This window comes from Bernardetia sp. ABR2-2B, from assembly GCF_037126435.1.
In the GTDB taxonomy this organism is placed as follows: Bacteria; Bacteroidota; Bacteroidia; order Cytophagales; family Bernardetiaceae; genus Bernardetia.
The window spans coordinates 4,937,350-4,950,168 of the sequence record NZ_CP147020.1; the positions used below are offsets into that span (position 1 = coordinate 4,937,350).

At 31.9% G+C, this 12,819-nt stretch carries 11 protein-coding genes; 5 read left to right on the plus strand and 6 right to left on the minus strand.

Annotation, left to right across the window (positions count from 1 at the left end; genetic code table 11):
• Window positions 1-93: 93 nt before the first annotated feature.
• Together WAF17_RS20685 and WAF17_RS20690 are read left to right on the plus strand one after the other, a co-directional pair.
• A complete protein-coding gene (locus WAF17_RS20685) occupies window positions 94-1,197 on the plus strand; it encodes a tetratricopeptide repeat protein (RefSeq protein WP_338763924.1) in 1,104 nt (367 codons plus the stop codon).
• Between the two features lie 419 nt (window positions 1,198-1,616).
• On the plus strand, window positions 1,617-2,087 hold the full coding sequence (locus tag WAF17_RS20690; RefSeq protein WP_338763927.1) for a nucleoside 2-deoxyribosyltransferase domain-containing protein: 471 nt from the start codon (window positions 1,617-1,619) through the stop codon (window positions 2,085-2,087).
• Here WAF17_RS20690 and WAF17_RS20695 read toward each other — a convergent pair.
• The gene (locus tag WAF17_RS20695) at window positions 2,068-2,913 is read right to left on the minus strand and encodes a Sir2 family NAD-dependent protein deacetylase (RefSeq protein ID WP_338763930.1); all 846 of its coding nucleotides are present in this window, start codon (window positions 2,911-2,913) and stop codon (window positions 2,068-2,070) included. The two genes, WAF17_RS20690 and WAF17_RS20695, sit on opposite strands and share 20 nt — an antisense overlap.
• A gap of 290 nt (window positions 2,914-3,203) precedes the next feature.
• Here WAF17_RS20695 and WAF17_RS20700 point away from each other — a divergent pair, with 290 nt between their 5' ends.
• Window positions 3,204-3,830: a DinB family protein gene (locus WAF17_RS20700; RefSeq protein WP_338763933.1), complete on the plus strand. Its 627-nt coding sequence runs from the start codon at window positions 3,204-3,206 to the stop codon at window positions 3,828-3,830.
• Between the two features lie 323 nt (window positions 3,831-4,153).
• Here WAF17_RS20700 and WAF17_RS20705 read toward each other — a convergent pair whose 3' ends face one another.
• Window positions 4,154-5,167: an ADP-ribosylglycohydrolase family protein gene (locus WAF17_RS20705; protein ID WP_338763937.1), complete on the minus strand. Its 1,014-nt coding sequence runs from the start codon at window positions 5,165-5,167 to the stop codon at window positions 4,154-4,156.
• Between the two features lie 95 nt (window positions 5,168-5,262).
• Complete coding sequence (locus WAF17_RS20710; RefSeq protein WP_338763940.1) at window positions 5,263-6,156, minus strand: glycerophosphodiester phosphodiesterase family protein; 894 nt, start codon at window positions 6,154-6,156, stop codon at window positions 5,263-5,265.
• Window positions 6,157-6,251: 95 nt separating this feature from the next.
• On the opposite strand from WAF17_RS20710, the gene WAF17_RS20715 reads away from it, so the two are divergent.
• Window positions 6,252-7,193 carry a zinc ABC transporter substrate-binding protein gene (locus WAF17_RS20715; RefSeq protein ID WP_338763943.1) on the plus strand — a complete coding sequence of 314 codons (942 nt, stop codon included), beginning with the start codon at window positions 6,252-6,254 and terminating at the stop codon, window positions 7,191-7,193.
• Between the two features lie 238 nt (window positions 7,194-7,431).
• Window positions 7,432-8,190 carry an FkbM family methyltransferase gene (locus tag WAF17_RS20720; protein ID WP_338763946.1) on the plus strand — a complete coding sequence of 253 codons (759 nt, stop codon included), beginning with the start codon at window positions 7,432-7,434 and terminating at the stop codon, window positions 8,188-8,190.
• Between the two features lie 65 nt (window positions 8,191-8,255).
• Here the strand turns inward: WAF17_RS20720 and WAF17_RS20725 are convergent, their stop codons facing one another.
• From WAF17_RS20725 to nhaC, 3 genes are all read right to left on the minus strand, one after another.
• The gene (locus WAF17_RS20725) at window positions 8,256-9,551 is read right to left on the minus strand and encodes an aminopeptidase P family protein (RefSeq protein ID WP_338763949.1); all 1,296 of its coding nucleotides are present in this window, start codon (window positions 9,549-9,551) and stop codon (window positions 8,256-8,258) included.
• A 188-nt stretch (window positions 9,552-9,739) separates the two neighbouring features.
• A complete protein-coding gene (locus WAF17_RS20730) occupies window positions 9,740-10,909 on the minus strand; it encodes a TerC/Alx family metal homeostasis membrane protein (protein WP_338763951.1) in 1,170 nt (389 codons plus the stop codon).
• A gap of 273 nt (window positions 10,910-11,182) precedes the next feature.
• Window positions 11,183-12,721, minus strand: a complete 1,539-nt coding sequence (nhaC, locus tag WAF17_RS20735; protein ID WP_338763953.1) for a Na+/H+ antiporter NhaC — start codon at window positions 12,719-12,721, stop codon at window positions 11,183-11,185.
• Between the last annotated feature and the right edge of the window lie 98 nt (window positions 12,722-12,819).

Below are 12,819 nucleotides of genomic sequence, written 5' to 3' on the forward strand. Positions count from 1 at the left end.
CACTCGCTAATCAGTCATTACTTATATTTAATTTTGTCCAGTTACTTAACATCAATTATTTATTCTTATTTTCAAAACTAACTTTACTTTATCATGAATTTTTTATCAAAAAAGATACTTTTTTTTACACTTTGTCTCTTCTTATACTGTGCTAGTTTTTCTGTTTCTTTTGCTCAAGATGCAAACCAACTTCTACAAGAAGGAGTTGCTCTTCATGATGCAGGAAAGTATGAAAAAGCATTAGAGAAATACGAAGAAGCACTCAAATTAATTCCTAAGTCTCCAGTTGTTTATTATGAAATGGCACTCACTTATTTTCATAAAAAAGACTATAAAATGTGTGTCAAATATAGTGATAAAGTTATTAAATCAAAATCTCAAAGCACTGTTCCTGCTTACATAATAAAAGGTTCGTCGTTGGATATGATGGGAAAAACAGATAAATCTATCAAGTTTTTTGAGAAGGTAATCAAAGAGAATCCTAAAAATTACTTATTGCATTATAATTTAGCTCTCAATTATTATAAGGTTGGAAAACCAGAAAAATCAGAAGAAAATCTTATTAAAGCTATTGGAGCAAATCCAGAACATTCAAGTAGTCATTTGTTGCTTGGTTTTATAGAATATGATAAAGGAAGGAAAATTCCAAGTATGATGGCACTTAATTATTTTTTGCTTTTAGAGCCTACTTCGGCAAGGTCAGAAAGAGCAATTGATATTTTGAAAAAGCAGCTTTTAGCTAATATAAAAAAAGGAGAAAACAATGAAATTACGATTAGTATCGGTGGAAAAGATGATGAATTTGCAGCTATTGAGATGGTTATGTCTTTGGCACAAGCTTCTAGTTTTATGAAGCCAAGTAAAGAAGAGATAGAAGAAATAGTAAAAGAAGAAATGGAAAATAATGACACTACCACAACTGAAAAAGAAATTATTATAGAAAATACCCCCAAAACAGAAGAAGAAATTTTCAAAGACAATACACAAACATTTTTCAGCTTTTTAGATGCAAAAGATAAAAAACAGAATATTTGGTGGACACTCTACGCTCCTTTATTAAATCAGATTGGAGAAAGCGAACATATTGATACTTTCTGTTATTGGATTAGTCAGGTTTCGAATGAAAAAGCAGCTAAATGGGTAGAAGAAAATCCTGAAAAAATAATGGAATTTAAGAAGTGGTTGGCTAGAGGTTAAGTTATGCAAAGTCTAATCATAAAAAATAATTGGATAAACGTTATCACGGTTGTTTTTGTATGTCAGTCTTCCAGCCTGACTAAGATAAATAAATACTGTTTTTTATGTTCAGACAAGATGTCTGAACTACCTGTAACAAACTGTGATAACTTTTAATATAAAAGCCTACTAAGTAATCGAACAGATTTAATTACAAGTTAATAGTGAAGTTTGGTTTTAAAACAAACCCCATAACTTTAGTTATGGGATAGCAGGAAGTCTGTTTTATTCCTATTTTACATGTCTTCCCACGATTTTAATCGTGGATTTCGTTATATTTAATTTTGTTCAATTACTTAATCAAATAAATTACAGTGTTTTCAACTTTGACAGTCTTTTTAGAAGGCTGTCAATAGTTTGAAGAAAACATAACCAAACGTATGCCTACCTTCTATCCACCTCAAAAAATCAAGATTTCTCAAAATCAAAAAAGTATTTTCTTAGCAGGAAGTATCGATATGGGAAATGCTATTGATTGGCAACAAGAAGTTATTACTCATTATAAAGAAAATGAAAACTTTTGTTTTCTCAATCCACGTAGAAAAGATTGGGATAGTTCTTGGGAACAAACCATTGAAAATATTCATTTCAATAAGCAAGTAACTTGGGAGTTAGATGCTTTAGAACAAGCCGATTTGATTGTTTTCTATTTTGCCCCTACCTCAAAAGCTCCTATTAGTTTGCTAGAATTGGGGCTTTTTGCAAGAAATAAAAATGTTATTGTTTGCTGCCCAACAGGTTATTGGAGAAAAGGAAACGTAGATATTGTTTGCCAAAGGTTTGAGGTAAGGCAAGTAGAAAGTTTGGAAGAGTTGATAAAAGAAATCAAAATTAATTTTGAGAATCATTAATATAATTATCAATTTGAGTTAAAGCCTCTAAAGCACCTTTATCAATTCCGATATGAGGAGATTTTATTTTGAAGTCTTTCGGGTTGATACGGATAATTTTAGCATCATAATTACTCTTCAAAAACCGTGTTTTCATACGAACAGCCTGTACGTGAGAGCCTGAACCAATCTCAAAAACAATAATATTTTTTCCTTTATTTTTATCTAAGAATTTCTGAAAATTTTTCTCTTGTGCCTTTGTGCGAGTATTTACGAATGTATCATCTCTAAACATATAAACATTCGGACGAGCCATAACTTTTGAATATCCTATTTCTGAACACATTGGAAAACGATTATCAAAAACACCTCCTTGGATAAGCTTTCCTGTGAGTTTTGTTTTCCAAATTTTATCAGAGAGTTTGTTATCACTACATTGAAAATAAGCTAAAGAACCGTGTAATTCTCTAATTTTTTCTTCCTCAAAACCAACCTTTTGAAAATGAGAATCGATATTTGAAGTAATGATAAAATAATCTAAACCAAACTTTGAAATCCATTTTTTTAAAATATAAAAACCGTTGTGAGGTTCTGTGTTTTCATATTCTTCCATTCGCTTTCCAAACAGTTCCCAACTGTAAGCAGGATTTTCTAAAAATGCAGCAGGATTGACAGTTTCAAAAACAGTTTTTTCAGTTTCAGATTCTACTTTTCCCCATTGTCCTCCATCTTTTCCACGATAATCTGCCAGTCCAGAATCTACACCCATTCCTGCACCTGCCGTAATGACGATAGCATCAGCTTCTTTGAGCCAGTTTTTTATAGTTTCTAAATTTTCTTTTTTCATCTTGAGTTTTAGATAGTGATTCGTTATTGATTCAATATACAAATTTTTTGCACTGCTTAGAAAATACAATTCTTGATTTGAATCAATGTTTTGAAGCTCAAAGACATGTATTTTTGTGATAAGTAATTAATAATCAAACCTGTACTACTAGACATTATTCAAATAAATAGGTCATCTATACAAAACCAAAAACAAGTAAAATTGACTACAAACGGTCTGCTTTACGATGACCTATATAGCAATTATTAAAATGTCTAGTAGTATAAATCAAACTTTTAAGATTCTTTATTATGAAAATACAGGCATCAAAACTCACTCAAAATTTGATTAATGAAATCAAAACAGTTCTTCAAAAAACTCAACAATTACAAGGTTTATCGAAGGATGAATTAAATTTTCGTCCGAATACAGAAAGCTGGACAGTCTTGGAGTGTATCGAACATCTAAACCGTTATAGTGAATTCTATTTACAAGAAATTGAAAAGCGAATTGATGCAAGAATGGATAAAAATAAAGAAAACTCAAACTTTAAAGAAGACTATATTTTCAAAAGTGGATTTTTAGGAAATTATTCAGCTAATTCTATGCTTCCAAATAGTAAAGGAAAAAGAGCAGGACAAATCAATAAAATGACAACTTTTAAAGATAAAAATCCAATTCATAGTGGAGTAGGTAAGCGAGTTTTAGATATTTTTATTGATGACCAAAATGAATTTATACGTCTTTTAGAAAAATCTCAATATGTAGATTTGAGTAAAACAAAGGTTTCTCTTACACTTCCTCTTCTGAAATTTAATTTAGGAGATACGTTTCGTTTTGTTATCAATCATGAAATCAGACATTTTATCCAAATTTCAAAGATTTTATCAGATGAAAGACTAAAAGGCATAAATAGTGAATTAGTAGCTTTTGATTAAATTTGACCGTATTTCTAGCTGCGTAGCTGCGTCCTATTACTATTTTTAGTATTTCTAAGTTTCAATAGAGCGCAGCTACGTAGCTTTTTATATATTTACCCATACTACTAGACAAAAAAAATACGACCTCCCTAAATCCCTCCGAAGGAGAGACTTTGAATAGTATTTTCTCCCCTCCTTTGGAGGGGCTGGGGGAGGTCAAAAGTAAAATGTCTTGTAGTATGATATTTACCCTTATTTTTTCTACAAATAGAACGCTGCGATGTAGCTAAGTTTGATACAAAAGTGAGTGAAAAAATAAGCAAATTCTAAACACCCTAACCTTATGGTTTTGTTAAATTCAAATCATATAACTTTTCACACAAATTATTAATTTCTTCCTTCTTTACAATCACTTTTAGCCATTCTTTAGGAATTCCTTTTGTGTGATTTTCTATATCCATTCCATAAAAAAGTCCTGCAATTCCACCCGTTACACAGCCTGTTGTATCAGTATCTTCTCCTAGATTTACAGCTTTCAATACGCTTTCAGAATAAGAATCATACTTCAAAAAACACCAAAAACTAGCTTCCAAAGTATGTAAAACATAGCCAGAAGATTTGATAGATTCTTCTTCAAAAGAAGTTATGTCATTTTTCAAAATTCTATCAAAAAGAGCAATTTCGGTTTTGTTAAAATCAAATTCTGTGGCAAAATCAGTTATCACAACTTGTAATTTTTCATAGGCTACAAATTTATCTTGTTTTTCGTTTTTCTGAATTTGTTCCAATAAAATCTTAGCAAATTCAGTATAAATAAAACACGAAAAAACAGAGCGAAAATGCATGTGCGTAATCGAAGATACTTCGGAAACAAGCTCAAAGCGTTTTTTTATAGAATCTTCAAATAAATAACCTTTATAAAAAACGAGTGGTAAAATTCGCATCAAAGAACCATTTCCATTCGAATATTCGTCTGCTCCTCCTGCTAAAAGTGGATTTTCTCCTTTTTTCAATCTTTTTATAGCATCTGTTGTAGCAATTCCAATATCAAAAACTCTTCCGTGAGGAGTCCAAAAACTCTCATATTTCCATTTTACAAAATTACCTGCAATATCATATATGTCATAAATTGCTTTTTTATTTGAGTTTTTGGGAGTAGCTAAACTTTCAGCCAAACAAAATGCCAATGAACTATCATCCGACCATGTTCCTTTTGGTTGATGATGCGTACCAAATTCTCGCATATCTGTTACTGGATTTTTAGCAATATCTTCTCTGCTTCGAAATTCGACAGGAACACCCAACGCATCGCCAAGAGCAAGACCGAAAAAAGCATCTTTAATTTTTTGTTTCATAGAACGAATATAAATCAATTCTTATTAAAATGAAATTCTTATAAAGCCACTATCCCAAATTTCAGTATTCATGTTCTACTACATGAAAATAACCTTTAAATTTCATTTACTTCTAACCTTTCAACTCTATTTTCTAAATTAGTTTTTGGAATACGGTTTGGAAAATCGGTAATAATGCTATCAACTCCCCATTTCATTAATTTTTCCATTTTTTCGGTATCGTTTACTGTCCATGTAAAAACTTTTAAGCCTTTTTGATGCAATTCTGCTATTTTTTTCTTGGTCAGAAGTCTATAATAAGGAACATAAACTGAAGGAATAAAGTCTAATTTGGCTAAATTCTCTTCAATAGAAAGTTTATTTTCTACCAAAAAACCGATTTCGAAGTCTATATCTGTATGTTGAGTTTGCTTATGAAGTTCGTTCAAAATATGTATATCAAAAGATTCTACAAGTAATCTATCTTTTATTTTATTATAAAACGGATATTCTGTAATTTCTTTAATAAATAAAGCGACCATGTCAGAGGGCAAAGGCTGCATGAAACCATACCAAGCTGCATCAGATTTGATTTCCAATGTATAAAACGGTTTATGTATTCCGTTCTGTAAAACATACTTTTCTATTTCTTCAAAGAAAGTTTTCATTAGAGGTTTTATGGCTGGTAGAGGTTGTTGTTCTGGATAGCGAATATGTCCACGTTTGCCACAATCGTATTTTTTTATGGTTTCATAATCCATTCTATAAATATTATGTTTTAGCTTTTCCTTTCTCAAAATAGCTTCTCCGTTGGGTTTTGAGCAAAATTCGTGAGAAAAATAAGGTTCGTGAGAAAGCAAAAACTGATTCTCTCCTGTCAGAACAATATCAAATTCTAATCCTTGAATATCGTATTCTAGTGCTTTTTTGAAAGAAGAGATTGTGTTTTCGGGTGCTAGTCCTCGTGCGCCTCTGTGTCCTTGAAAGGTAGTGATGTGTTGTTTTTTCATAATTGAGGATAAGTTGTGTTTTTTGGTTAGGTAATTTTACAATACATTTGTAGAATCAAAGTAATAGAAAAATATCTCTTAAACTTGTACTCTTAATGAATTTATCGAAAATAATTTTATTGTTATCTGTTTTACTTATCTTTTCCCTTGCGAGTTGCATAGAAAAAAAGACAGAACAGACTTCTGAATCTTCTCAAAACTCTTCCAAAAAACTAGAAATTGTTTGCACAACTGGAATGATTGCTGACCTTGTAAAAAATATTGTAGGCGATTCGGCTAATGTAGAAGCCCTTATGGGAGTGGGTGTTGATCCACATTTGTATAAAGCCACTCAAAATGATGTTAGTCGTTTGACAGAAGCTGATATGATTTTTTATAATGGATTGCATTTGGAAGGAAAAATGGCAGAGATTTTAGAAAAATTCTCTTCTCAAAAATCAGTAACGGCTTTAGGAGATGCGATTGATAAATCTGTATTGAGAGAAGTAGGACAAAATACACACGACCCACATATTTGGATGAGCGTCAATCTTTGGAAACAAACGATTCCCTTAGTAGTAAAAGCATTATCTGAAAAGCAACCACATAATGCAGAATATTTTGAGAAGCAAAGTAAAGTTTATTTTCAAAAATTAGAAGAATTAAATAAAAAAGTAAGAACTCAAATTTTAGAAATTCCAGAAAATCAGCGTGTTTTGATTACTTCTCACGATGCTTTTTATTATTTTGGAAAAGAATATGAGATGGAAGTACAGGCATTACAAGGAATTTCGACAGCTTCGGAAGCAGGGATTTCAGATATGAATAATCTGGTTAACTTTATTGTAGAACGAAAAATAAAAGCTATTTTTGTAGAAAGTTCTATTTCTCCACAAGCTATAAATGCTGTTTTGGAAGGAGCAAAAAACAAAGGTGCTGATGTAAAGATTGGAGGAACACTTTTTTCTGATGCCATGGGAGCTACTGGAACGCCAGAAGAAAATTATATTGGTATGATAGAATTTAATACTAATAAAATGGTGGAGGCTTTGAAGTAGATGAAATTTTGATACAGAAAAGACGAATTAATATTTATCAATCAATAAATGTTATCACGGTTAATTATTCATGTGTGTTCAGTTCCCCAGAACTGAATAAAAACGCTTCCTCAGAAGCGTGATTAAAGCACAAAATGACGCTTCTGAGGAAGCGACAAATTCGTTTGTGAGCAAACGAATGTACAAGAACACCTTATACAAAATTGTCCGTGATAACCTTTAATAAAAACTATTTTCAATGAGAAAAGAATTATTTTATAATCCATTGCTTTTAATAGAGCGTTTGGGAGAGATGGCAAGTAAAAAAATGAGAAGAAATAGGCTCAAAAATACGGTTATGACCTCTTTTCACGATGGACATATAGAATCATTGGAGATTTTAGAAATGATAAAGAATAATTACCCAAATGGAATAAAAACCATTTTTGATATTGGTGGAAATATAGGAAGCTGGACGCTTTTGGCAAAGACAATTTTTCCACAAGCAGAAATTCACGCCTTTGAGCCTTTAGAAAAATTTGCAAATATCTTTAAACGAAATACTGAAAAGTTTGATTCTGTCGCTGTTCATCAATTTGCTTTAGGAAATCAAGAAACAATGAGTGAGATGCACGTAGCAGGTGATTCTTCTAGTTTGTTACCTTTAGGAGATTTGATGCAAGAACAGTATGCTATTCAATCAAAAGAAAAAACGCAGATTCAAACTGTTATTTTAGATAATTACATAAAAGAAAAAAATATTCCTCAACCTGATTTTATAAAATTAGATATTCAAGGTTATGAATTGGAAGCTCTAAAAGGCGCAGAAAATGCAATGAAGAATGCCAAATATGTTTTTATAGAAGTCAGTTTAGAAGAGTTTTATATAGGGCAACCACTTCTTCATGATGTAGTTGCTTTTATGGCTGAACATAATTTTTATGCAACAGCTCTAAAAAAACAAACTCATGTAGGACAGCGTTTGTATCAAACTGATATTTTATTCGAGAAAAGATGATACAATAACTTTGCTTCTATAAAAAAAGAGTTAGATAATTATTTACCTAACTCTTTTTATTTTTCTTATTTCTTGTTCATCAAATCTTCAATTTCTTCTACTTCAATAGGAATATTTCCCATCAGGTCATCGTAGCCATTTTTGGTAACGACAATATCGTTTTCAAGACGGATTCCAATTTTTTCTTTAGGAATATAAATCCCTGGTTCGACAGTAAATACCATTCCTTCTTCTATTTTTCTATCAAAAGCACCATAATCATGAACATTAATTCCTAAATGGTGTGTAGTTCCGTGCATAAAATATTGCTTATACAAAGGATTAGTAGGGTCTTGATTTTTGACTTCTTTTTTGTCTAAAAGTCCTAACCCAATTAGTTCTTTTTCCATCAAATGTCCTACTTCTTTATGGTATTCATTGAGTGTATTCGATGGATTTAATAATTTCATGGCATCACGCTGAACACGCAACACAGCATTATACACTTCTTTTTGTCTTTTGGTATATTTTCCACTTACTGGAATTGTTCTTGACATGTCAGAAGCATAACCTGCATATTCTGCTCCAATATCCAACAAAATAATATCTCCTTTTTTACATATATTATCATTTTGAACATAATGCAAAACACACGAATTTTCTCCTGCTGCAATGATTGGCTCGTAAGCAAAACCTTTAGAACGGTTTCTTATAAACTCATGTAAAAGTTCGGCTTCAATTTCGTATTCCATTACATTTGGTTTTACAAAAGAAAGCAAACGACGAAAACCTTTTTCTGTAATGCTACACGCATGGCGTATTAGTTCTATTTCAGTTTTTTCTTTTATCGCACGAATATTTTGTAAAATAGGTGCGCTTCTCATATAGGTATGCAAAGGAAAACGATGCTGCATTTCTTTACGAAAACGGTCATCACGAGTTTCTACTTCTACGCTCTGTCTAGTATGTTCGTTGGTTGTGAGATAAACATTTTGAGCAGGGAAAATCAAAAATTGCTGCAAAACAGACCAAAACTGACTTGTCCAAAATACTGTTTTGATGCCTGACTGTTTGGTCGCAGCTTCTTTAGTGAGCTTTTCTCCTTCCCAAACTTTAATATGTTCGTTGGTTTCCTTGACAAACAAAACCTCTCTGTATTTTTCGTCTTTTGCATCTGGAAAAAGAACTAAAATTGTTTCTTCTTGGTCAATTCCTGTCAAATAATAAATATCCGAATGCTGGACAAAAGGCATTGTACCGTCAGCACTTGTCGGCATAATATCATTTGAATTAAAAATGGCAATCGAATTGGAGAGTAACCCTTTTGTAAATTTTTTACGATTTTTTTCGAAAAGTTTGCTTTTTATAGGTTCGTGTCGCATAAAGTGAGAATAGAATTATAGTTATTTTGAGTTTTTTCAAAAGTACAAAAAAATCTATTACAACAACAGACAGCGTTCGTAAGAAGCAATTAATAAAGATTAAATAAGTCTAAGATACTATTTCTTATGGATTTATTTATAATTGATGAATCTATTTTTTTGTGATAATCTCTGGTAGTATTCAACTTTTACCCCACATCTCTGATATTTCCTTTGCCTTCTTCTTTAGTAATTAGAGGTTCTTTTTGAGGAAAAACAACAGATGCCAAAACACTAATTGCAAGTATTCCTAAGATAATAAAAATAGAATGCTCATTAGTAAAACCAAGTGTTTTGAGCCATGAACCTGCAAGCATTTTGAGACCAATATAAGTCAGAAGAAAAGCCAGACCGAGCTTTAAATAATGAAAAAGATGCATAATATTCGATAAGAAAAAGAACATCGAACGCAAACCTAGGATAGCAAAAATATTTGAGAAAAAGACAACATAAGGGTCTTGCGTAACAGCAAAAATAGCAGGGATAGAATCAACAGCAAATATCAAATCTGTAAACTCAATTACTAAGACAACAATAAAAAGTGGCGTAACTGCCCAAGTAATTTTTTTTGTAGTTTTTCGTGTTCCATTTTTATCTGTTTTAGTTATTTCTTTTCCTTGATAGGTAGGCAATGGAATAAAAAAGTGAGAACCAACATAACGAGGATAAACATTAAAAACCTTAGAAGCCCATTTTACTACAAGACTATCTTCTTTATCTATTGCTTCTTCTTCTTCTCCTTTTATAAATTCATAAAACATCTTTCCTCCTGTAAAAATCAAGAATGCTCCAAAGACATATAATACCCAGTGTGCATGTTCGATGATAGTTGCACCAAGGAAAATAAATATAAAACGCATGACAATAGCCCCTAAAATGCCCCAAAAAAGCACTTTTTTATAGTATTTTTCAGCTACTCCAAATGAGCCAAAAATCAGAATAATGACAAAAATATTATCTACTGAAAGTGAATATTCTAGTAAATAACCTGTAATAAAATCTAAAGACATTTTATTCCTATAATTCTGAACACTAAGTTCATAATTACCCTCTACCAAAATACCACCTCTATCTTCTACGGCTATATATTTTTCTACAATCTGTTTGACATCTTCATAATTTTCTACGCCGTGAACCAAATCTCCGTAATAATCTAAAAATTGCCAAAAACCAAGTGCTAACAATATCCAAAACACACTCCAAATAGCAGCTTCTTTAAATGATATGATATGATTTTCTTTCGAAAAAACTCCCAAATCAACTAAGAGAATAAGGACTATAAAGATGGTAAAGAGTGTGAAAAATATGTATTCGTTCATAAAATTACTGACTGCAAACACTATGACATATATGTACAGAAGTGTCTATTAAATTAGATAAGTATTTCTATTCAATAAAATTAATTGAAATACAGATTTATTGTTAATTTGATGGATTTATTAGTAAGGATAGTACGTTGCTAAGTGATTCTGAAAACTATCTGAAATATATAGAATTTTTGAATAGTTTTAACAAAGAAAGTCAAAAAAAACGATAATTCTATACAGAACCTCTAAATTAGATTGCTAAATAGTAAAATTATTTTAGTTAGTTTACTTAATTGGTTCTCCTGTTTCTGGGTTAACTTTTCTAATACGTATTCCTACATAACCAAAAATAATACTCATAAAAGGACTAATAATATTAAAGAAACAATAGGGTGCATAATCTAAAGTAGCTACTTTCAAAACCCCTGCTTGAGTTGCTCCACAGGTATTCCAAGGAATCAAAACAGAAGTAACTGTTCCAGAATCTTCAAGCGTTCTACTTAGGTTTTCGGGTGCAAGTCCTTTTTTGCGAAAGGCATTTGCATACATTTTTCCTGGTACTACGACTGCCAAATATTGGTCAGAAGCAGTAAGATTAAATACGATACATGTTCCAACTGTTGCTGCAATCATAGAACCAGTAGAATGAGCCAAAGAAATAACAGCATTACTGATTCGTGCCAACATGCCAACCGAATCCATCACACCACCAAAAATCATGGCACACAAAATTAGCCAAATTGTTCCCAACATTCCACTCATTCCACTACTAGAAAGAAGTCCGTTTACTGTTTCACTCTCTGTAACAAGGCTTACATCGCCAAACATTGCCATCATAACAGCCGTATAACCTCCAAAATTTTCTAGGGCAAATATTCGCATATTTCTATACATAGTTTCAGGTTCTTTACTCAAACCTTCTAAGGTAGGAGCTACATTTGCTACTTGGTCAATGATTTCAGGCTGGAAAATAATGGCAAAAATACCTCCTAAAACACTTCCAATTAAAAGGGAAGGCAAAGCAGGGACTTTACGAACAATCAAAACAATAACAGCCACAGGAACAACAAAAAGGAATGGGCTAATAGAAAATGTTCCCTCAATAGCGTTCATAATTTCATTTACATTACTTGAAGAAGCAGTATTTTCACTATTTAATCCAATTATTAAAAACAAAATAAGTGTAATAGTAAAAGAGGGAACAGTCGTAAAGAGCATATAACGAATGTGTGTAAAAAGGTCTGTTCCAGCCATTGCAGGTGCAAGATTAGTGGTGTCAGATAAAGGCGACATTTTATCTCCAAAATAAGCTCCTGAAATGATTGCTCCAGCTACCAAACCTTCATCAAAACCAAGAGCAGCACCAATCCCTAAGAGAGCAATTCCGACTGTTGCAATCGTCGACCAAGAACTTCCTGTTCCGAGTGAAACTAAAGCACAAACGATACAAGATGCCACCAAGAAAAAAGTAGGTGTTAAGACTTGCAAACCATAATAGATAAGTGCAGGAACGATTCCACTAAGCATCCAAGTACCAGCCAATGCGCCAATCATCAAAAGAATCAAAACAGCAGACATCGCCGAATTGATACTTTCTAAAACTCCTTTCATTACTTGTGTCCAACTCATTTTGAGATACCAAGCCACTAACCCTGCAATTGCACCAGCCAAAAGTAAGGCAACTTGATTAGCTCCACCAGTTGCATTATCACCAAAAAGAAGAACATTAAACACTAATAAAATGATTAATGCAAGTATTGGAATGAGCGACTGAAAGAGGGTAGGAGTAGGAACAAGTGTAGCTTTTTCTGGAATAGTGGACATAGAGAGTTATTAGTTATTAATAATAAATGAATTGCGTTAATTTCAAGTTTTTTACTAAAACATTAAAGCTCGTTCATAAATCATTAATTATTTATTTG

Bases quoted from the DNA above. Each gene is read 5' to 3' on its own strand.
- WAF17_RS20685 (WP_338763924.1), top strand. From the start codon at position 94: ATGAATTTTTTATCAAAAAAGATACTTTTTTTTACACTTTGTCTCTTC.
- WAF17_RS20690 (WP_338763927.1), top strand. From the start codon at position 1,617: ATGCCTACCTTCTATCCACCTCAAAAAATCAAGATTTCTCAAAATCAA.
- WAF17_RS20695 (WP_338763930.1), bottom strand. From the start codon at position 2,913: ATGAAAAAAGAAAATTTAGAAACTATAAAAAACTGGCTCAAAGAAGCT.
- WAF17_RS20700 (WP_338763933.1), top strand. From the start codon at position 3,204: ATGAAAATACAGGCATCAAAACTCACTCAAAATTTGATTAATGAAATC.
- WAF17_RS20705 (WP_338763937.1), bottom strand. From the start codon at position 5,167: ATGAAACAAAAAATTAAAGATGCTTTTTTCGGTCTTGCTCTTGGCGAT.
- WAF17_RS20710 (WP_338763940.1), bottom strand. From the start codon at position 6,156: ATGAAAAAACAACACATCACTACCTTTCAAGGACACAGAGGCGCACGA.
- WAF17_RS20715 (WP_338763943.1), top strand. From the start codon at position 6,252: ATGAATTTATCGAAAATAATTTTATTGTTATCTGTTTTACTTATCTTT.
- WAF17_RS20720 (WP_338763946.1), top strand. From the start codon at position 7,432: ATGAGAAAAGAATTATTTTATAATCCATTGCTTTTAATAGAGCGTTTG.
- WAF17_RS20725 (WP_338763949.1), bottom strand. From the start codon at position 9,551: ATGCGACACGAACCTATAAAAAGCAAACTTTTCGAAAAAAATCGTAAA.
- WAF17_RS20730 (WP_338763951.1), bottom strand. From the start codon at position 10,909: ATGAACGAATACATATTTTTCACACTCTTTACCATCTTTATAGTCCTT.
- nhaC (WP_338763953.1), bottom strand. From the start codon at position 12,721: ATGTCCACTATTCCAGAAAAAGCTACACTTGTTCCTACTCCTACCCTC.